Annotated in this window: 17 protein-coding genes and 1 pseudogene; 10 read left to right on the forward strand and 8 right to left on the reverse strand. The window is 66.4% G+C overall.

Annotated features, from left to right (window positions below):
• Window positions 1–109: 109 nt before the first annotated feature.
• A complete protein-coding gene (locus ACH4EW_RS19090) occupies window positions 110–2920 on the reverse strand; it encodes a DUF6923 family protein (RefSeq protein WP_398258287.1) in 2811 nt (936 codons plus the stop codon).
• 522 nt (window positions 2921–3442) lie between these two features.
• Between ACH4EW_RS19090 and ACH4EW_RS19095 the strand changes: the two genes are divergently transcribed.
• Window positions 3443–3655, forward strand: coding sequence for a hypothetical protein (locus ACH4EW_RS19095; protein ID WP_398258289.1), 213 nt, complete (start codon window positions 3443–3445; stop codon window positions 3653–3655).
• Between the two features lie 157 nt (window positions 3656–3812).
• On the opposite strand, the gene ACH4EW_RS19100 is transcribed toward ACH4EW_RS19095, so the two are convergent.
• Window positions 3813–6848, reverse strand: a complete 3036-nt coding sequence (locus ACH4EW_RS19100; protein ID WP_398258564.1) for a hypothetical protein — start codon at window positions 6846–6848, stop codon at window positions 3813–3815.
• A gap of 743 nt (window positions 6849–7591) precedes the next feature.
• On the opposite strand from ACH4EW_RS19100, the gene ACH4EW_RS19105 reads away from it, so the two are divergent.
• Window positions 7592–8035, forward strand: coding sequence for a DUF485 domain-containing protein (locus ACH4EW_RS19105; RefSeq protein ID WP_398258291.1), 444 nt, complete (start codon window positions 7592–7594; stop codon window positions 8033–8035).
• Window positions 8032–9651: a cation acetate symporter gene (locus ACH4EW_RS19110; protein ID WP_398258293.1), complete on the forward strand. Its 1620-nt coding sequence runs from the start codon at window positions 8032–8034 to the stop codon at window positions 9649–9651. The genes ACH4EW_RS19105 and ACH4EW_RS19110 overlap by 4 nt, the downstream gene beginning before the upstream one ends.
• A gap of 153 nt (window positions 9652–9804) precedes the next feature.
• Here ACH4EW_RS19110 and ACH4EW_RS19115 read toward each other — a convergent pair whose 3' ends face one another.
• A complete protein-coding gene (locus ACH4EW_RS19115; RefSeq protein ID WP_398258295.1) occupies window positions 9805–10656 on the reverse strand; it encodes an RICIN domain-containing protein in 852 nt (283 codons plus the stop codon).
• 148 nt (window positions 10657–10804) lie between these two features.
• The gene (locus tag ACH4EW_RS19120; RefSeq protein ID WP_398258297.1) at window positions 10805–11314 is read right to left on the reverse strand and encodes an ATP-binding protein; all 510 of its coding nucleotides are present in this window, start codon (window positions 11312–11314) and stop codon (window positions 10805–10807) included.
• Window positions 11315–11504: 190 nt separating this feature from the next.
• Between ACH4EW_RS19120 and ACH4EW_RS19125 the strand changes: the two genes are divergently transcribed.
• The 4 genes from ACH4EW_RS19125 to ACH4EW_RS19140 all read left to right on the forward strand — a co-directional run bounded on the left by ACH4EW_RS19125 (window position 11505) and on the right by ACH4EW_RS19140 (window position 13688).
• Window positions 11505–12419: a Scr1 family TA system antitoxin-like transcriptional regulator gene (locus ACH4EW_RS19125; protein ID WP_398258566.1), complete on the forward strand. Its 915-nt coding sequence runs from the start codon at window positions 11505–11507 to the stop codon at window positions 12417–12419.
• Complete coding sequence (locus tag ACH4EW_RS19130; protein ID WP_398258299.1) at window positions 12382–12522, forward strand: DUF397 domain-containing protein; 141 nt, start codon at window positions 12382–12384, stop codon at window positions 12520–12522. The genes ACH4EW_RS19125 and ACH4EW_RS19130 overlap by 38 nt, the downstream gene beginning before the upstream one ends.
• 133 nt (window positions 12523–12655) lie before the next feature.
• Window positions 12656–13312 carry a DUF433 domain-containing protein gene (locus tag ACH4EW_RS19135; RefSeq protein ID WP_398258301.1) on the forward strand — a complete coding sequence of 219 codons (657 nt, stop codon included), beginning with the start codon at window positions 12656–12658 and terminating at the stop codon, window positions 13310–13312.
• Window positions 13302–13688, forward strand: coding sequence for a toxin-antitoxin system, toxin component, PIN family protein (locus tag ACH4EW_RS19140; protein WP_398258303.1), 387 nt, complete (start codon window positions 13302–13304; stop codon window positions 13686–13688). The genes ACH4EW_RS19135 and ACH4EW_RS19140 overlap by 11 nt, the downstream gene beginning before the upstream one ends.
• 179 nt (window positions 13689–13867) lie before the next feature.
• On the opposite strand, the gene ACH4EW_RS19145 is transcribed toward ACH4EW_RS19140, so the two are convergent.
• The gene (locus ACH4EW_RS19145) at window positions 13868–14179 is read right to left on the reverse strand and encodes a hypothetical protein (RefSeq protein ID WP_398258305.1); all 312 of its coding nucleotides are present in this window, start codon (window positions 14177–14179) and stop codon (window positions 13868–13870) included.
• Window positions 14180–14398: 219 nt separating this feature from the next.
• Window positions 14399–15286: a hypothetical protein gene (locus ACH4EW_RS19150; RefSeq protein ID WP_398258307.1), complete on the reverse strand. Its 888-nt coding sequence runs from the start codon at window positions 15284–15286 to the stop codon at window positions 14399–14401.
• Window positions 15287–16049: 763 nt separating this feature from the next.
• On the opposite strand from ACH4EW_RS19150, the gene ACH4EW_RS19155 reads away from it, so the two are divergent.
• A complete protein-coding gene (locus tag ACH4EW_RS19155; RefSeq protein WP_398258309.1) occupies window positions 16050–16298 on the forward strand; it encodes a hypothetical protein in 249 nt (82 codons plus the stop codon).
• Window positions 16299–16323: 25 nt separating this feature from the next.
• Here ACH4EW_RS19155 and ACH4EW_RS19160 read toward each other — a convergent pair whose 3' ends face one another.
• Window positions 16324–16470, reverse strand: a complete 147-nt coding sequence (locus ACH4EW_RS19160) for a hypothetical protein (protein WP_398258311.1) — start codon at window positions 16468–16470, stop codon at window positions 16324–16326.
• Between the two features lie 353 nt (window positions 16471–16823).
• Here ACH4EW_RS19160 and ACH4EW_RS19165 point away from each other — a divergent pair, with 353 nt between their 5' ends.
• Both ACH4EW_RS19165 and ACH4EW_RS19170 read left to right on the forward strand, forming a co-directional pair.
• Entirely contained in the window at window positions 16824–17939 is a 1116-nt protein-coding gene (locus ACH4EW_RS19165; protein ID WP_398258313.1) for a hypothetical protein, read from the forward strand.
• A gap of 217 nt (window positions 17940–18156) precedes the next feature.
• Window positions 18157–20205 (forward strand): hypothetical protein, encoded by a 2049-nt coding sequence (locus tag ACH4EW_RS19170; RefSeq protein WP_398258315.1) that lies wholly within the window; start codon window positions 18157–18159, stop codon window positions 20203–20205.
• On the opposite strand, the pseudogene ACH4EW_RS19175 reads toward ACH4EW_RS19170, so the two are convergent.
• Window positions 20173–20337, reverse strand: a pseudogene (locus ACH4EW_RS19175) (IS1380 family transposase); the annotation flags it as partial. The gene ACH4EW_RS19170 and the pseudogene ACH4EW_RS19175 sit on opposite strands and share 33 nt — an antisense overlap.
• Between the last annotated feature and the right edge of the window lie 109 nt (window positions 20338–20446).

Consider the following 20446-nt stretch of genomic DNA (forward strand, 5'->3'; position numbering starts at 1 on the left):
ACCTGCTCACCACCCACCCGGAAAGCGAAAAGGTCCGCCGACTCCGTCGACGGACCCTCACGCAAGATCGAGGTTAGTCAGCTCCGGCTCAACCTCGTTGTGTATCTGTTCAGTTGGTGCGGCGTCGGCGACTGCTGACCCCGAGGACGAGTCCACCGGCAACCAACAGCGCACCGCCGATCCCGAGGAGGGTGAGTCCCTTGGCACCGGTGGATGCCAGCGGCCCGGAGGACTTGTGGTCCGTCGGGTATGTCCGGGCACTCGCGACATACGCGTTGCCCGGCCCGTTCGGGCTGCCCGGGACATACGGGTTGCCCGGCCCGTTCGGGTAGACCGGTCCGACGGGCTTGTCGCCCGGCTTGATCTTCACCGTGGAGCTGGCCTCGGGGGAGAAGACCTTCTTGTCACCCGACTTCCCGGAAGCGATCGCCTTGTTGACGACCTTCCCGTTCGCCACGTCCTTGGCGGTGATCGTGTGCGCCGGGGCGGTGCAGTCCATGGACTTCCCTGGTGCCAGGCTCGTCGCCGGGCAGGTCACCTGACCCGCGGTGGGGTCCGAGACCTTGATGTCGGTGACGGTACGGGTGCCCTTGTTGGACACCTTCAGCTTCCACTCGATGCGGTCGCCGAGGTCGGTCCTGCCGTTCTTGTTGACGTCGACCGGCTTCGCGGTCTTGACCAGGTCGAGCCGTCCCTCACCGTTGGCCGGAACCTTCACCTTCGACGGGGGCGACACCGGCGGCTCGATCCCGCCGGGCGGAGTGCCCGTGGCCGTCGCCGAGTTCTCGATGGAACCCGCGTCGACGTCGGCCTGCGTCACCTCGTACGACGCCTTACAGGTCACACTCCCACCGGGCGCCAACGAAGCAGCATCGGCCGGACAGGCAACATCGGAGAGCTTGCCCGTCCCGGTGAACTCGCCCTCGTTCACCTTGACGTCCTTGAGCGTCACGTTGCCCGTGTTGGTCACCAGGAACTCGTAGAAGACCTTCTCGCCGGCGACCAGCTTGCCGGGCTTCTCGGCCTTCCCCGTCTTGACGACCTTCAGGTCGGGCTTCGGAGGCGCCGGAACCGTCACCTCCGACGGAGGCGACACCGGCGGCTCGGTCCCCCCGGGCGGCGTACCGGTGGACGTCGCCGAGTTCTTGATCGACCCCGCGTCGACATCCGCCTGCGTCACCTCGTACGACGCCTTACACGTCACACTCGCACCAGGCGCAAGAGAAGCAGCGTCGGCGGGGCAGACAACATCGGACAACTTGCCGGTCCCGGTGAACTCACCCTCGTTCACCTTGACGTCCTTCAGCGTCACATTGCCCGTGTTCGTCACCACGAACTCGTAGGAGACCTTCTCGCCCACCACCAGCTCGCCCGGCTTCTCGGTCTTCCCCGACTTGACGACCGTCAGGGCGGGGTCGGACGGCGACGAGACCTTCGCCTCGGACGGGGGCGACTCCACGGGGTCACCCCCATCCGGCAAGATGCCAGTGCCGGTGGCCGTGTTCTCCAGCGAACCCGCGTCGATGTCCTCCTGCGTGACCGTGTAAGTGGCAGTGCAGGTCGCACTCTTGCCCGGGGCCAGCGGACCGTCCGGACACTCCGCCACCGGCGGGGTACCGGTGCCGGAGAAGGAGGTCTCCTTGACGGCCAGATCCTTCAGTTCCACGTTCCCCGTGTTGGTCAGCACGAACGAGTACGTGATCTTCTCGCCCGCGGCCTTCACGGTCGCGGGGTCAGCCGTCTTCTTCACCGAAAGCCCCGGCATCTGCGGGGAGCTCTCGAATGAGGACTCGTTGTTCTCCGGGGTCGGGTCCTTCTCGTTGGCGAGGACCGTCCCGGTGTTCGTGACCGGTTCGGTCTTCGAGGCCGGGCTGTCCGCGGTGATGGTGATCGTGTCCTCCGCCCCCGCGAGGGTACGGCCACCGACGCAGGTCACGGTGTTGCCGGCCACCGTGCAGCCCGGTGTCGAGGTCTTGACGTTGGTCAGCGGCGCCGGAACGGCGTCGGTGACGGTGTAGCCGCTGGAGTTGCCGGGTCCGTTGTTCTTCACCGTCAGGGTGTAGGTGAGGGTGGTTCCCAGCTTGAAGGTCTCGGGGCCCTTCTTCACAACCGCAAGGTCTGTGGGCAGACCGGGAGAGGCCGCGCCGTCGTTGTTGCCGCTGGCCGGGCCGGGCGAGGAGGAGACGAGGGTGAACGTCGGATTCGCCGATCCCGGGTTAGTGATCTTGACCCGGTAGACGATGCCTGAATCGTTGTCGGAGGCACCGATAGTGCCGTTGCCGAATGTCCAGAGCGCACCGTATCCGAGGGGGCTCGCCGGAAGCACCGCGTCGAAGGTCGTGACGGTCTTGGTCGCGCCCAGGAGGTCGACACGAACTACCTTGCCACTTATCTCGACGCCCCAGAAGTAGCCGTCCGCGTACGTGAGGTCGGGTGTGGGCGGCACCATGGGCAACTGAATCGTCGAGGTCACCTTGCCGGTGGCGGGGTCCACCCGGTAGGCCACGTCGGTGCCACTAGTGCCCACGTAGAAACCGCCGTCCGGGGCGAACGCGCCCCAGTTCGCGCCGCCGTTCGGCACGATGTCGTTGCCCACGCGGGTGGCGACACCCCCCTGCCCGATCCGGACGATTGAGCCGACGGGCATGTCGGCCGACCCTTTCACGACCACCCCGTACAGATAGTTGTCCGCCGTGTTATAGCTGATGGCGTTGTACGTGAATCCGACGGCGGGCCCCTCAGGCTCGAAGTCCACCTTGCCGGAGGCGGCGGTGATCGCCTTGTAGAGGCGCGTGGGCTCATCCTGTGCGACGAAGACCGCCGGGTCGGCCGCGTCGAACGGGTCACCGGCCGCCGCGTAGGAGGCGGGGGCGGTGAGCAGCGGGGTCGCCAGGGCGGTCATTCCCGTTACCAGCGTCACGGCCAGGATTCCTGCGAGGGAGCGACGCCTTCTGTGCCGCCCCCGGCGTGTGTTCTTGATGGCCATTCAGAACCCTCCCGGCTTCCGCCTCGGCCGGACTCGGCCTCCCCGGGCCGTACGCGATGCCGTACCGCCCCTCTCGCCCCCCTGCGCCCCGGGACGGGACGACGGCCACCAGGACCGCCCTCCCCCGGGCCCGTTCGTAGCGGCGCAAAGCCGCCTCAGTCCATCCATTCCTGGCTACCCCTCTGCATAAGACACCCAGTCGTTCACTGCGTCAGATGCTCATATACGCCCTACATGTGACGGTATGAGAATCTGAACCTAAGAAAGGAGTAAAGCACCCAATCAGCCGTTTCGCACTAGTTGTCGCTTTTTAGATAAATGCACCGTCTTGCTTGCATCGGGGGCCTGAGGCCACACGACTGGCGGCGGGCCAGCCGAGGCCGCAGGCCCCTCGCACGGGGGACCCGCACGGAAGGCCCTGGAGCCCTCGGGAAAAGCCCGCGAGGCTGCTATGCCGTGTCAAGCCGCTTGAACAAGGTCCACGATGCTTCTGGGCGTGGGGCGGTCTACCCGTTCGAGGGTCTTGAAGAGTTGGCGGCAGATGACGCGCTTGAGGTACCGCTGCGCGTCGCAGGCGACTACGACCACCTGCGCCGATGGCTCGGTAAGCGCGGCATCCGACACCGCATCGCCCGCACCCTCATTTACTACCGCCGACTCACCAAATGAGACGACGCCTCAAGGGTGGTTCCGCCTAGGAAGGCGTTGCCCGGAAACATGAGACGCCCACCGGGCTCACGGTCGGTTCCGTGTGCCCGGCGGGCGCCGGTCGGTGCGGTCGAGTCATTCCTGGGTCAGCTCCGACTCAACCTCGCTTCTTATCTGTTCAGTTGGTACGGCGTCGACGCCTGCTGGCACCGAGGACGAGTCCACCGGCGACCAACAGCGCACCGCCGATCCCGAGGAGGGTGAGTCCCTTGGTACCGGTGGACGCCAGCGGCCCGGAGGACTTGTGGTCTGTCGGGTACGTCCCGGCACTCTGGACATACGGGTTGCCCGGTCCGTTCGGGTAGAGCGGTCCGACGGGCTTGTCGCCCGGCTTGATCTTCACCGTGGAGCTGGCCTCAGGGGAGTAGACCTTCTTCTCGCCGGACTTCCCGAAGGCGGTCGCCTTGTTGACGACCTTCCCGTTCGCCACGTCCTTGGCGGTGATCGTGTGCGCCGGGGCGGTGCAGTCCATGGACTTCCCTGGTGCCAGGCTCGTCGCCGGGCAGGTCACCTGACCCGCGGTGGGGTCCGAGACCTTGATGTCGGTGACGGTACGGGTGCCCTTGTTGGACACCTTCAGCTTCCACTCGATGCGGTCGCCGAGGTCGGTCCTGCCGTTCCTGTTGACGTCGACCGGCTTCGCGGTCTTGACCAGGTCGAGCCGTCCCTCACCGTTGGCCGGAACCTTCACCTTCGACGGGGGCGACACCGGGGACTCGGTCCCGCCGGGCGGAGTACCCGTGGACGTCGCGGAGTTCTCGATCGAACCCGCGTCCACATCCGCCTGCGTCACCTCGTACGACGCCTTACACGTCACACTCGCACCAGGCGCGAGAGATGCGGCCCCATCGGGGCAATCGACATCGGACAGCTTCCCGGTCCCGGTGAACTCACCCTCGATCACCTTGACGTCCTTCAGCGTCACATTGCCCGTGTTCGTCACCGCGAACTCGTAGGAGACCTTCTCGCCCACTACCAGCTCGCCCGGCTTCTCCGTCTTCCCCGACTTGACGACCTTCAGGTCAGGCTTCGAAGGCGCCGGAACCTCCACCTCCGACGGAGGCGACACCGGCGGCTCAGTCCCACCGGGCGGGGTGCCCGTGGACGTGGCCGAGTTCTTGATCGACCCCGCGTCGACATCCGCCTGCGTCACCTCGTACGACGCCTTACACGTCACACTCGCACCAGGCGCAAGAGAAGCAGCCTCGGCCGGGCAGACAACATCGGACAGCTTTCCGGTCCCGGTGAACTCACCCTCGATCACCTTGACGTCCTTCAGCGTCACATTGCCCGTGTTCGTCACCACGAACTCGTAGGAGACCTTCTCACCGGCCACCAGCTCGCCAGGCTTCTCCGTCGTCGCCGACTTGACGACCTTCAGGTCAGGCTTCGAAGGCGCCGGAACCGTCACCTCCGACGGAGGCGACACCGGCGGCTCAGTCCCACCGGGCGGCGTACCCGTGGACGTCGCCGAGTTCTTGATCGACCCCGCGTCGACATCCGCCTGCGTCACCTCGTACGACGCCTTACACGTCACACTCGCACCAGGCGCAAGAGAAGCAGCCTCGGCCGGGCAGACAACATCGGACAGCTTCCCAGTCCCGGTGAACTCACCCTCGATCACCTTGACGTCCTTCAGCGTCACATTGCCCGTGTTCGTCACCACGAACTCGTAGGAGACCTTCTCACCGACCACCAGCTCGCCAGGCTTCTCCGTCGTCGCCGACTTGACGACCTTCAGGTCAGGCTTCGAAGGCGCCGGAACCGTCACCTCCGACGGAGGCGACACCGGCGGCTCGGTCCCACCGGGCGGCGTACCCGTGGACGTCGCCGAGTTCTTGATCGACCCCGCGTCGACATCCGCCTGCGTCACCTCGTACGACGCCTTACACGTCACACTCGCACCAGGCGCCAACGAACCAGCCTCGGCAGGGCAGACAACATCGGACAGCTTCCCAGTCCCGGTGAACTCACCCTCGATCACCTTGACGTCCTTCAGCGTCACATTGCCCGTGTTCGTCACCACGAACTCGTAGCCGACCTTCTCACCGACCACCAGCTCGCCAGGCTTCTCCGTCTTCCCCGACTTGACGACCGTCAGGTCAGGCTCGGGCGGCGACGAGACCTTCGCCTCGGACGGGGGCGACTCCACGGGGTCACCCCCATCCGGCAAGATGCCAGTGCCGGTGGCCGTGTTCTCCAGCGAACCCGCGTCGATGTCCTCCTGCGTGACCGTGTAAGTGGCAGTGCAGGTCGCACTCTTGCCCGGGGCCAGCGGACCGTCCGGGCACTGGGCCACCGGCGGGGTACCGGTACCGGAGAACGAGGTCTCCTTGACGGCCAGGTCCTTCAGTTCCACGTTTCCGGTGTTGGTCAGCACGAACGAGTACGTGATCGTCTCGCCCGCGGCCTTCACGGTCTGAGGGTCGGCCGTCTTCTTCACCGACACTGAGGGGGATGGGCACAGCACGCTCGGCCGAACCTGCGCGTCAAAACCCTCCAACGCTTCACCGGACTTGATCAGCACGTCGATCGTGTTCAAGCCGGTCTGCCAGTTGTGGTTCAGTGTCGTCTGCGCGGCTTTCGCCGTCTCGTAGCCCGCGTAGTAATACGTGCCGGTCTGCTGCCCGGCAGGCGGCGGACCAGTCAACGTGGTTTGTGGTAGCCCTGTCGTCTGGTTGGACTGGGCGACACCGTTGACATACACCTCGGCCACGGCGTTGTCGGCGAGGAAGTTCATGGACAGCGCGAACGCGGACGCGCTAACAGACGGGGAGAGGTCGAACTGGTAGCGGTAATACCAGTCACCGTTGGTGACACCTTGGCCCGGGTTGGTCGTGGTCTGTTGTGAGATCCATTGCGCGTTCCCGTAGGGGCTGGCAGCCCACCAGCCTGGGACCAGGTTGCCCACGTTGGCCGCCGCGAACGCAGCACCCGCAGGCGGAGGAGAGACCGAAGCAGTTGCTGGGAAGGGCCCAGCGACCTGCCAGTTCGCATCCTTCGCGTCGGCGGGAAGGACGCCCCCGGTCGCCGCGTTGTAACCGGTGTTGAAGATGTTCGGGCTCGTTGTACACGTGACTGTCGGGTTGGCTGCCTGCGCAGGCGCCGAAGTCAACCCGACCGCCAGACCGAGCGTCGACGCCAGCAGCGCCATCGTGCCCACTACCGCTCCCGACCGGGACCGCCGCAACCGAAACCGTTGCCCTGATCGTCGAACCATGGCGGTCATTCAGCACCCTCCAGGCTTCCGTCTCGGCCCGACTCGGCCTCCCCGGGCCGTACGCGATGACGTACCGCCCCTCTCGCCCCCCTGTGTCCCGGGACGGGACGACGGCCACCAGGACCGCCCTCCCCCGGGCGCGTTCGTAGCGGCACGAAGCCGCCTCAGTCCATCCATTCCTGGCTACCCCTCTGTGTGAGACATCCAGTCGTTCATGGCGTCAGATACCCATACAAGCCGTACATGTGACGGTATGAGCACCTAAACCTAAGAAGGGAGTAAAGCACCCAATCAGGCATTCCGCACCAGTTGTCGTTTTTTCAGATAAATGCATGGTCCTGGTTACGCCGGGGAACCTGGAGCCACACGACCGGCGGCGGGCCGTCCGAGGCCGGAGGCCCCTCGCCCGGGGACCCGCGCGGTAGATCCCGAAGCCCTCGGGAAAGCCCCCGGCGGACACCCCGACGACACCCGGGCAACACCCGGAGAACACCAAAGGCTCCGCTCCCACCCGCCCCCTCATACAACTACGCCAATCCCCTAGGCAGTTCACGCCAAGGTCTCCCCAACCCCCCATACCCACGAGTAATGTTCACGCTTCCGACAGCACTCCCCCACCCCGCACTCCTGCATTGCCGTCCAGCCAGGAACCGAGCCACGCAAGGAGCAGCACCCCGATGTCGCACGGAAGCCCTCAGCCCCCGCCCCCACAGCAGGCCGACTACCTGCTGCCCTGGCAGCGTTCACACCCCGTGCCGCCCCCGGCACCGTCGGCCGCAGCCACCTCGTCCGAGTTCCCTTCCCCCCGGACGCCCGACCACGCGCCCGACCACGCGCCCGCCCGTCATGGCGACCTGCGCCGGCTGCGCACCGCGTACCGGAAGCTCAGACGCGTCGCGGCGCTGACCGCGCTCGGCTACTTCATCGTCTTCCTGCTGCTCTCCGCCTTCGCCAAGGACCAGCTGCAGCACCCCTTGTTCGGCGGTCTCAATCTCGGCCTGGCGCTCGGCCTCTGCCAGCTCCCCGTCACGCTGCTCGCCGTCGTCCTGTACGAGCGGACCGCCCGCCGCACGGTCGACCCGCTCGCGGCCCGGCTCCGAGGAGCGGGAGCGGCCCGGTGAACGTATTCGACGACTCCGTACGGTCGATGTCCCTGGTGGCCTTTCTCGCCGTGGGCACCATCGCGCTGCTGCTCTGCGTGATGACCGGCCCGGACCGCGACGAACTCGACGAGTTCTACGCCGGCTCCCACACCCTCTCGCCGATGCGGAGCGGCCTCGCGCTCGCCGGCGACTACCTCTCCGCCGCCACGGTTCTCGGCACCACGGGCATCATCGCCCTCACCGGCTACGACGGGATGATCCTCGCCCTGAGCATCACCCTCTCGCTCGTCCTGCTGATGTTCCTGCTGGCCGAACCGCTGCGCAACATCGGCGGGTTCACCATGGGCGACGTGCTGGTACGTCGCGCACCCGGCCGCGCGGTCCGCATCACCGCCTGCGCCACCACCATCGCCGCGCTCATCCCCATGATGGTCGTCCAGCTCGCCAGCACCGGCGACCTGCTCGCCTTCATCCTGGGATTCGACAGCTCCGGATTCCGCACCGGCGTCATCATCGGCCTCGGCGTCCTGATGATCGGCTACGCGGCGATCGGCGGCATGAAGGGCACCTCACTGATCCAGATCGTGAAGACCGTGGTCCTTTTCGTCGCCGCGTTCACCGTCTCCCTACTGATCATGAACCGCTTCGACTGGAACACCGGCGCCCTGCTCTCCGCCGCCCGGCACAGCAGCGGCGAGGGAGCCGCATACCTGCGCTCCGGGCTCCAGTTCGAGGGAAGCGGACTCGACATGGTCAGCTCCGAACTGACCGTGGTACTCGGCGCCGCCTGCCTGCCCCACGTCACCATGCGCCTGACGAGCGCCCCGTCCGCGCAGGCGGTACGCCGCACCATGTCCTGGGCCATCGCCGTGGTGGCCGGGATCTGTCTGCTGCTCGTCGTGATCGGCTTCGGCACCGCGGCGTTCGTCGGCCCCGAGCGCGTCACCGCCGCCGGAGCCTCCGGGAACAGCGCGATCCTCCAGGTCACCGGCGCGGTCGCGAGCGGCGGCCAACTCGGGGCACTGGTCGTCACGATGATGACGACGGCGATCTTTCTGACCCTGCTCGCCTCCGTCGCCGGAATGATCCTGGCCTGCGCGAATTCCCTCGCGCGCGATCTCTTCGCCCACGGTCTGCACGGCGTGCGCAACCCGGGCAGAAAACCACTGCCGGGCCTGTCCGAAATGCGTACGGCACAGGTCTCGGCGCTCGCCGTCGGCCTGCTGGCCATCTCACTCGCCGTCGTGGCCAGGCACTGGAACGTACAGGCGCTGGCGACGCTCTCGTTCTGCGTCGGCGCGTCGGCGCTGGCCCCGGCGCTCATCTACAGCATGTTCTGGCGACGCTTCACCCGTACCGGACTCCTCTGCACCCTGATCGTCGGCACCGTCACCGTCCTGGTGCTGATCACCGGCACCAATCTGGTCTCGGGCTCCCCCACTTCGGTCTTCCCCGAGTACGACTTCAACTGGTTCCCGTTCACCACGACCGGTCTCGTCTCCATCCCGGCCGGCTTCCTGGCGGGCTGGCTGGGCACGGTCCTGCCGCGTTACACGGCGGCCGAGGCCCGCCGGGTGTACCAGGGCGAGGAGCCACGCATCCTGACGGGCACGGCACCGGTGGACCGCACCTGAGGACGGGGGCGGAGTCCGCGAGGCCGACGCGCGGGAGCGCGAGGCGATGCTCCGGCCCCCGTCCCGGTCGTCCTGAAGCCGCCGCCGCCTCCTGACCGTCCAGGCCGGCCGGGACGCTCGGCCCGCTCGAACCGTCCCGGCCGGCCGGTGGTCTCACCAGGTGTTGTCGTCCAGCGGGCGGACCTGGAACTTCTGGTGGGGCTGGTCGGCCCACTCCCATTGGTGGATCTCGGTGCCGTCGTCGCCCTTGCCCGACGCCACGGTGAGGGCCTTGCCGCTGTGCTTGGCGGTGATCCGGAACCATCCGTCGCCCAAGGGGTCGAGTCGGAACATCTGGTTCGGCGTGCCGGCCCAGTCGCGCTGCACGATCGGGGTCTCGTTGTCCTGCCAGGCCCCGTCGACCTCCAGGACCTTACCGCTGTGCTTGGCGATGATCCGGTAGTGGCCGTTGTCCAGCGGGTCCAGCCGGAACTTCTGCTGGTCGACGTCGGCCCACGACCACAGGTCCACCGCGCCGCCGTTGTCCTGTGAGGCGCCCGCGACGTTGACGACCTTCTCGATGTGCCCGGCAACGAGGTGTGTCCTCTCGGGCACGACGACGTGGGACAGGTCGACGGTCTGCGTGAAGCTCGCGTGATAGGTGCGGGGTGAGTTGAACAGGCGGTTGTCGAAGGCGTCGGCCCTCAGGGTGGCCTCCACCACCCAGGAACCGCCGGCCCCGACCGCGAGTGTCTGGTCGCCCCAGCACTGGGCCGGGGTGGAGCCCGGGGTCTTCTTCTGTTCGAAGGTGCCCTTGACCTTCGATCCGTCCGGGGCGCGCAGGGCGTATTCGCCCTTGACCGTGACGCTCTCCACGTAGGGCCAGCGACCGTTCGCGTTGATCTTGACGTGCTTGAGGTTGACGGCGGGCCACATTCGTCCCTGCTCGTCGCTCATCAGCCCGACCTGCCAGACGTACTCCAGGTCCTCGCTGTAGCTCCAGATGTCGTCGCTCCACACGTACACGCGGGTCCCCTCCCGGTTCGCGGATTCCGTCGGACGAAATCGACGTCCCGCACGGTATATCCCGCGTCCAGCACGGAACAGGGAGGAAAGTGGCCAATGGGCCGCTCCGCCTGAAACGACGTCTCAAGAGGATCACGACAACCAGCCGCTAATCCATGACAGTTGACTCAACGAGGCACTCCGCCCACACCGTCTTCCCGAGGGAAGTACGGGGAACCGCCCCCCATCGGTCGGCGAGCACATCGACGAGGACCAGACCGCGCCCCGACTCCTCTCCGTCGGCCGGCATGGACGGGCCGACCGGCGGCAGTTCCGGGCAAGCGTCGGAGACCTCGATCCGAATACGCCGGGCTCTCGTCTCGTACGTCACGCTCAGGAGAAAGTTCCGGCCACGGACCCGTCCATGACGCACCGCATTGGAGGCAAGCTCGGCAACCACCAGGGCAACGGTGCAGGAGGCCTCCGACGCCGACGGCAACCCCCACTCGCCGAGATGCCTCACCACCGTCAGCCGCGCAAGCCGGGCACCGCGAGATGTGGAAGGGAACTGCCTTGAAAAGACGCGCCTTTGGGCGCTCGCAAGCGCCGCCGCCTCCCGTCCTTCCGCAAGCAGAGCGCTCTCCGGCTCTCGCTCCGACCCATCGTCCGGCACAGTCACTTCCCTGAGCATGGTGCGGCCCATCCCATCCCGTCGTTCCTCACGCGTCCCGCAGAGTGCGGAATTCGCTACGTTCCGCAGTCAAGAGTCGACGGGCGTGCGTAGGCTCGGAAGGTGACGAAGCATTACCTTCCCGGACGTAAGCAGAGGAAGTGACGCCATGGCCAAAGCGATCGATCCCCAGCATTCGATGGCCGCCCTGTTCGGTTCGCGGGTGCGCAGACTCCGTACGGCGGCCGGGCTGACCCAGGCCGAGCTGGGCAGGATGACACACGTCGTGAGCACTCGGATCACCCAGATCGAACGGTCATCCGGAGCCAAGCCGTCCCAGGAGCTGGCACAGGCCCTGGACACCGCGCTGGTGGCGGACGACCTGCTGGTCGACCTGTGGCCGTACGTCTACCGGGAAGCGTTCCCGGACTGGGTGCAGGCGTTCATGACCCTCTCGGCGCGTGCGACGGCGATCAGACAATACGTCGCACATGTTATGCCGGGCCTGCTGCAGACCGAGCGCTACGCACGGGCGCTGCTGAGCGTCGGACGTACGCTCAAGAGCGAAGAGCAGCTGGAGGAACGGCTGTTGGCGCGAATGGCCCGGCAAGACCGTCTGCGGAGCACCGATCGCCCCGAGCTGTGGGTGATCCTCGACGAAGCCGTCCTACGGCGCCCGGTGGGCGGCCCGGAAGTCATGAAAGACCAACTGGCCCGTCTGCTGGCCACGGCCGAGGAACCCCACATCACCGTGCAGGTACTGCCGTTCGCCCACGGCGAGCACGACGCCCTGGGCGGCTCCCTGACCGTTCTGGACCTCCCCGACGGCACGGAGGCCGGCTACACGGAAGGCGCGCACTACGGCCAGTTGATCGAGGATCCGGAGGAGGTCAGGCGCTTCGCGGTGACCTACGATCAGCTCCGGGCAGCGGCTCTGCCCCCTCGCATGTCGCTCGACATGATCCGATCCGCGATGGAGGACAACCACCATGACGCGAATGTCCCGTCCCGATCCGACCGCCGTCGCCTGGCGCAAAAGCAGCTACAGCAATCAGGAGGGGGGCGACTGCGTCGAGGTGGCGGACGGATTCCCCGGAGTCGTCCCCGTCCGTGACAGCAAGACCGCCGACGGCCCGGCACTGACCTTCCCCGCGAACTCCTGGACCTCGTTCATAGACGAGTTGAAGAGCAACCGCCGCTTCCACCCCGGCCGGTGACCGACGCGCCCTCGGCCCGTTCGAGACATCGCCGCACCCGGCGGGACGACTGGGCGGCATCCAGACTTGCCGCCTGCGAACGGTGGGCGAGGCGATATGCAACGATGCGGACCGACGCCACGGGAGGTGGATCATGGTCGACAGATTCACGGATGGGTTTTTGACGCCTGCGGAGACGTCCTCGTACCTGCAAATTCCGTATTCGACCCTCAGCGCCTGGCTGAGCGGCAAAGCCGCGGGCGCCCCCCTGGTGCACGCGGTGGAACCGGTGCGCAAGGGGCAGCCCTCCGTACCGTTCATCGCAGTGGCCGAAGCCCACGTGCTGCGGTCCCTGCGCACCCTCGGACTGAGGATGAGTGAGATCAGAGAGGCCGCAGCCGCCGTGCGGGACGCCTTCGACACCCCGTACGGTCTGGTCTCGAAGCGCATCGCGACTGATGGCGTGGACATCTTCGTCGAGCACGGCCTCGGCGACCTGCGCAGGGCGAGGGACGGCCAAGCACCCATCCACGAGGTCGTGGCCGAATACCTCCGCTATCTCACCTGGGAAGGTGATGACGATTTCCCGTCGAGCCTGCAACTCAGGCAGTACGGGGAGGAAGTCCCGGTCGTGATCGACCCCCGGTTCGGGCGAGGTCTGCCGGTCGTCGCGGCGAACCACGTCTCCGTCAAAGCCATCACCGATCTGTGGGAGGCCGGGGAATCCGTTGAGGAGATCGCCTACGACTTCGACATGACTCCCGAGCAGGTGGACGCGCTCTGCGAAGCAGTGGTGCACCTTGCAGCCTGAATTCTTCCTCGACCGGAATTTCGGGCGTCGTGTAGCGGAAGAGTTGCGGGCACGGGGCTGGGTCGTCCACCGCATCGCAGACGTGTTTCCGGAGGACGGACAGCACATCCCTGACGAGGAATGGATCACCCACGGCCTCGACCGTTCGTGGGTTCCGTTAACCAAGGACGGCCGCATCAAGACACGCGACCGGGAAATCCGGCCCGTCCTGACCCGGTCGGCCGTGCTCTTCTACCTCGACAACCAGCAGCTGCGCAGTATCGAGATGGTGCAGCGCCTCGATACCCATCGCTCCGCTGTCTACCGGGCGGTCGAGAAGGGCGGTCCGGCCGCCTATGCGATCAGGCACGACTGCATCGAAAACACCTGGCCGTGACGGCTCGGCTTCCGTGACACCGGGCGCTCGCCCTCGAGAACCCGGTGTCACGGCCCTGCCCAAAGAACCTTGGGAAAAGAACCACCTACCGACGCGGAGTGGGCTGAGATCCACGCCCCGCTGCTGGTTCCGGGGTGGCTGAAGGGCCGGGGAGGCCAGCCGGAGGGCTGCTGCGCCACTCAGCCGCCGGGACCCTGCGGATAGGCGTGAACAATGTACGCCCAACGTGCCGCGCCTACTGCCAGAAAAGTCAGTGACGGCACCAGCCACCAGCGGCTGAGAGTCCGCCGCCGCACGGGAAGCAGGGCGAGCAGGGACGTGATGACGCCGAGCGTGATCAGCAGCACTGACGCGAACTCGACACCCGTCAGCGTCTGTTCGTCCCAGGCCTTTTGCGGCTGAGTCACAAGTGCGCCGTAGGCAACGTAGGCGTTGAGCAGATTCGCGAGGATAAGGGTCACTCCCCACGGCCCCCGCAGCAGGCCGGTCACTTGAGGGCACTCCTCGCATCGTCCAGATTCTTACTGAAGCCACGGCTGTAGGCCTGGGCCTTGTCATCCTGCCAATAAGGCAGCCCCTTTGAGACGAGCCTCTAAAGATCACGGCCCCAACGTCGTGCTTTGCCGGGCAGGTCCACAGACTGCCCGACGCCCCGGAAGCTTACGGGGCCGTTATCACTCGCCCCGAAGCAGCTCCACCGACCCTCACAGTCAACGCTGCCGAGGAGTCGGGCATTTCTGGTAGATGGGCTCGCTCCCCGCTGCCAGACGCCACAGAGTCCTCGTGCTTTCCTCTGTGCGGTCCGCTGTCGAGCAGATCTGCCGGGAGATCACGGAGTCGGACCTAACCCTGAAAATCTGGCGCGGATCGTCGCGAAGTATCGTGGTCCACCCCTCGGTGGAACTCACGACATAGGAAATTTCGCGCCCACCCCCCTTAAGTTCCACCAGCTCCGCGGGTAGCCAGGGCTTATCGTTACCCAAGAACTGCACGGCGAGGATGAGGGCGTAGGTGTACATCACGGAGCTGATGACTTTCCCCTGAGAGTGCCGCTCCCGGGTAATTTCATCCACGCGTGCATTATATTGCGTCGAAAGATCGCTAATCTCTAGGTGGATGCGCCCTATCTCGGAAAGGTCCGGATTCAGGTTTGCCTGGATCCTCTGCTTCTCTTGCTCCTTTTCCTTGATCTGCTGCCAGATCCCATAGCAGCGGATGTCTGCAGGGGGATTTTGCAGCCACTCTTCGTGAGCAAGCACAGGTATGTTCTCTACTACTCTCCCTTTTCGCTTGTCCCGGACGTATACAAAATGTCGGAGTGTCATGATTCCGCACACCGTGGCCACCCAAGTCCATGGCATGAGAAAGGACAGGAAAAAGGTCGCCGCATAAACAGCCGTGTGGATTTCCCGGCGCTTCCATTTCGGCATGAGCCGGTTCCTGTACAGCTCTTCATTGGCGTAGATGACTACCAGTCCGGAGAATGGGAGGAGCAGAATTACCGCGCCACTGATGACTTGCAGCACACTGGCATTGGACATGAGGGCAAGCATCGTGGAGGGTGCCCCCTGAGAAACAAGGGCAACCTTGACGATCATCAGCAGGATGATCGCTGCTCCAGCGTAGGCGGGAAAGTTAGCCAGGGCGGCAGATCGCCTGGCTGCCTTTCCTTGCAGGATCTCCAGGTGGTCGTAACGCTCAGTTGACTCGGCTGGTTCCAGACTCCGAGAAGAGCCCTCGCCCCTACGGCTCCATAGCCGCACAACTCCTCCTGCGAATGAACGCCCAGATGAAAAATCGGGGGCCCGCAGGCCCCCGATACCTGGCTTTCCGACTAGTTCCACTCCCTCGCAATCATCAGGACGACTGCGATGAGGAGAAGATAAATCGGTTCCAATGCGGACTCCCTCAAGTCATGCCTCGCAAGGCGGTGGACGCAGGGAGTCGGCGTCGTTGCCAAGTGTCCTCATTATGGCGGAACTTGCATGAGATGTCTCCCAGTTGCCGAAGTCTCTAGTCGACGAGAAGTCGACGACCAGATCTGCAGGTGGTTGCCAGGGGGGTCTGATGGTCCGGGATCGCCATCGCTAGTCCGGCGAGAGCTACAGAGTCAGATGCCATCCGGCAGCATCTCGGAGGCCGCTGCCGGAAGTCGAGGCCTGCACCCCCCTTCGCGAGAGGAGGGAGCCGAAGCCGCCAATCGGCGACTTCGGCTTACAGCGATGCGGAGCGCGTCCCGCAGAGCGCTCGTAAGGTGAGTCGCGAGTTGGCGGAGTTCTTCGGGAACTGACTCCTCGTCGACGAGCACCTTTCGCGCGTGCTCCAGGAGCGGGATGTGGCGTGCCAAGTAGGCTTCCCGGCATGACCACTTCTCCTGATCACGTCGACAGCAGAGAGGATCTGGCATCCTTCATCCGCTCTCTGCACCGCAACAATGTGGACGGCGGTGACTCATGGGACAACGCGGACCTTCCTAGGTTCCTGGAAGCCTTGGCAGCCTGGATTGGCGACGCGGACGGTTGGTACCGCAACGCCAGCCACGAGCTGCCAGCCAACGGTGACTGGCGCTTCTTCGCCCGAGCGCTCCAAGCGGCGACCATGTACGAGTAATCACACATCTCGCAGAGTCAGGACACTAACGGCCACCGTTGTAGCGGGCGGCGAGTTCTTGGCACTGCTCTCGCGTCATTACGTCCGCCGGTACGTCGGCGAAGCCGGTCTCTTCCTTGAGCATGGCCAGATACTCGGGGGCGAAGAGCGATGCCTCGCTGCCCCTCGTCACCCGACACTCCGCGCGGCGCGTTCCGATGCCCGGATCCCATAGTCCACCCGACTGGAGCGACCGGCCAACCCACCCCGTGAATACGTAAGTGGGTGGACCAGGGCAGCACTTCGGTGTCACCGGGTGCTCGTCTGCGAGGACCCGGTGAGTCACGGACCTCCCCAAAGAACCTGGGAAAAGAAACTACCTACCCTCCCCACCCCTCCCAACTCGTCACTCACACGGGTGACTTGGTTGCATATACGGGGTGGGGCCGGTTACGTTCGCCGCGAACCTCACAGACAAAGACGGCCCCCGGCCGGGACGGCAATCCCGATCGAGGGCCTGACCACCCAGGAAGCAGAACCTTCCCAATGGCTGATTCGCAGTTTAGCTCGCCCCCGTCCGCCCCCGCCGGAGCTCCGGCCTCCGGCGTGATTCATGTGCGTACGCGCCTCACCGCCCACTTCACCGTGATCGCCAACGCCCGTGCGCAGCGCCCCGGAAGCGCGGTCACGGTCGGCGTCGCCGCGTACATCCTCTCGTTGCCGGACAGGGCCCGCGTGAGCGTCGCCGCGTTGTGCGACCACTTCACCGAGGGCGAGATCCTGATCTCGCGGGCGCTCCGGGAGCTGGAAAGCGCGGGCTACCTCGAACGCCGCCGCGTGCGCGGGCCCGGGGGCCTGATCCGTACGCAGACCTACTTCTACGACGTACCGGGCCAAGGGGATTGGCCCACCCCGCCGCCGCCCCGCCCGCGGAAACCTACCGGAGACGGGGAGGCCGGGCCGACGGCGGAAGCGGCGCCGGAAGCAGCATCGGACAGCGCGACCGGGTTCGGGGCCGCGTCCGCCAGTGACGGCCATGACAGCTGTGACAGCCGTGAAGCTTGCCCGGTCGATGCCGCACCTGAATTACCTCCACCGGCGAACGCCGGCCCGGCGGGTGGAACTGCCGCCCCCGCAGGGCTCGTTGCCCCTCCCCCACTCCCTCTCGACGACGCCGACCCGCAGGCCGTCGCCATCCTCGCCTCGCTCCGCATCGTGGACCGTCGACTCGTGCTGTCCAGGCGTGAAGTGGCCACGCTCGCCCCCGCCATCACCGAATGGGTCGTGCAGGGCATCGGCGCCCAGGAGATCACCCGGGCACTCACCCTTGATCTCCCCTGCTCCCTCCGGTCCCGCCCGGCCCGCATCCTGGCCTACCGCCTGCGCGAGCAGCCGGTCGCCGTGCCCACCACGCCCGTACCGCCGGATCAGTTGGATGTGCTGCCCTGGCAGACCTGTGACGGCGGCTGCGAACGTGCATTCCGCGCCGCCCGGCCCGGCAGTTGCGGCGATTGCCGTGACGGCGAGGACAGGACCGACAGCGAGGTCGGGATCGACAGCGAGGGCAGGACCGACGGCGGCGGGAGCACAGGAGTCGACTCCGTCGAAACCGTGCGCGCGGCACTGCTCAGCCGCCGTCACAGGTCTGCCAGGACAGCCTGAACCCAGCCAGAACCCTCAGTCGTCGACAGAGCCACCGATGAGATCCGCATGCCGTTGCCGTCTGCCGACGGTGCGGAGCAGCCCTCAGGCATTCATGGACAAAAGATGAATTTTTCCTGTGGATCGGGCATACAACTCTTTACCTTCTTCACGAGTCGAACTGGTGTACATCAGTTCGTTCCGTCTGGGCGAACGTCTTGAAAGAGGAAGCCTACCCATGTTGATCCGTCGGTTGAGTGGGGTCCTGCGCGTGCGCGGGGTGCTCGACCTGCTCCTTGTGCTCCTGCTCGGCGTCGGTTTCGTCGCGCTGCCGGTTTTCGCCCTGCTGCCATCCCTGTGGGGTTTCGTGGCGGGGGCGGCCGTGACCTATGTGGTGGACGAGGTACTGCATGTGCGAGCTCCGAGTTTCGTGCGTCGGCTGGCGGCGCTGCATCTCGATCGCACCATGCGGTTCGCGGTTCGTACGGTGATGCTGCTCGCGCTGGCCAGCCGAATGGACGCGCCGGGTGCGGTGCTGGTCACCGCCGTCGCCGTCTTCAGCGGTCACTTCGCGATGATGATGCTGTACACGGCGGTGCACCACGCCATCCGCCGGCGCCGGGTGCTGCCGCTGGTGGTACGCAACCTCGACCTGAGCGAGCTGCCGATACCGAAGCAGCCGCCCGCCGTACTGTACAGACGCCACTTGCGCAAGCTCCTCCACCTGGACCTGCCGGCCCACGCCGGACTCCTCGCCGCGCTCGCCGCCGGCACCTGGGAGCCGGCCTACGCGGGCTTCGCGTTCACCGTCGGTGTGACCGTGGCGGCTGTCCTCGCGCTGCTGGGTCAGTACCGCAGGGTGCGCCGGATGCCCGCACGGGACGAGGTGTTCGCCGAGGTCAACCGCCGGCTGGAGGAATACCGACCGGAGGTGGCGCTCTATTTCAGCTTCGCGGCTGTCTCCCGTGACTTCATGTACCAGGTCAACATGTGGATCGAGACCCTCGAGCAGCTCGACCTGCGTCCGGTGATCATCCTCCGGGAGCGTGCCTCGTTCCGTTACCTGAGCCGTACCTGGATCCCGGTGGTCTGCGTGCCGAAGGCCGACGACCTGGCCGAGCTCGAACTGTCCGGCGTCCGGGTCGTGTTGTATCCCGGCAACGCGGGCAAGAACGTTCACATGCTCCGCGTGGCCGAGGCCAAGCACGTCTTCATCGGGCACGGCGACAGCGACAAGCTCGCCAGCAGCAACCGGGTCAGCAAGGTGTACGACGAGATCTGGGTGGCCGGCCGCGCGGGCCGGGACCGCTACCAGCGGGTGCGGCACGCGATCAGTGACAGCGCGATCGTGGAAGTGGGCCGCCCGCAGCTGTCGCCGATCCGCCTGCACGCCGAGCACGTCCCCGGCCCTCTGCCCGTCGTCCTCTACGCGCCCACCTGGGAGGGCTGGAGCGACGACGATTGCCACACCTCTCTGATCCCGATGGGCGCGCCTCTCATCGAGAAGCTCCTGGCGGAGAACGTACGGATCATCTACAAGCCGCACCCACTCACCGGCAAGCGCTCGGCCGAGGCAGCGGCCGCCGACCAGGCGATCCGCGGGCTGCTGCGCGCCGACAACGAGCGGCGCGACCCCGCGGCGGCGGAGGCCGCGGTCGCCGCCGTACGGCCCCGGCTGCAGGAGATCCAGGCCCGCCTCGACGAACTGGCCGGCCGGCACAGCGGCGACGACGCCGAGCAGATGCGCGAGGCCCGGGTTCCCGACCGTGCCGGGGCGGCCGAGTGGCAGGAACTGCGCGCCGAGTGGCACCGGATCTTCTGGGAGAGCCAGGGCGCCGTCCGCCACAACGTGATTGTCGAGCAACTGCCGAACCTCTACGAGTGCTTCAACCAGGCGGACATCCTCATCAGCGACGTCTCCTCGGTGGTCGCCGACTTCGTGGCCGGCCTCAAGCCGTACATCCTCACCAACGCGCGCGACCTGCCCGACCACGAGTTCCGGGCCGCCTACACCACTGCGGGCGGCGCCTACCTCCTCGACCGCGAGTGCACCCGTCTCCCGGAGATCCTCGACTCGGTCCGCGCTCCGCGCACCGACCCGATGGTCCTCGACCGCCGTACCTTGAAGGAGTACGTCCTGGGCCCCGACCGTCCCACCTCCATGGAGCGTTTCAACTCCGCCACCAACGCCCTGGCCGCAAAGGGAGAGGCGGAACGGGCCGAAGCCGCGATGGAGGCGCACCAGGGAATCTCCGCGATGGGTCTGCAGCCGACCGGGCTCGGGTGACACGAGGCGGCGGCCGGTGGTGACGAGTTGAGCGGCGGCGGAGGACAGCCGCAGGAGCGGGCGGCGGGGCTCCCACCGGCGGGTGGTCCCGGTGAGGCCAAGCATCGGCATCCAGGCCGGCAGGTCCAGGGCGTGTTTCGAAAGTCCCGTCCGGCCGGGGGCGGACGACGCCACTTTCGAAACACGCCCTAGGGCCTGTTCCGAGTTTCCCGCCTGCGCCGCGACGCCTGGCACGCGCGCT

This window comes from Streptomyces sp. NPDC018000, assembly GCF_044328025.1.
GTDB lineage: Bacteria > Actinomycetota > Actinomycetes > Streptomycetales > Streptomycetaceae > Streptomyces.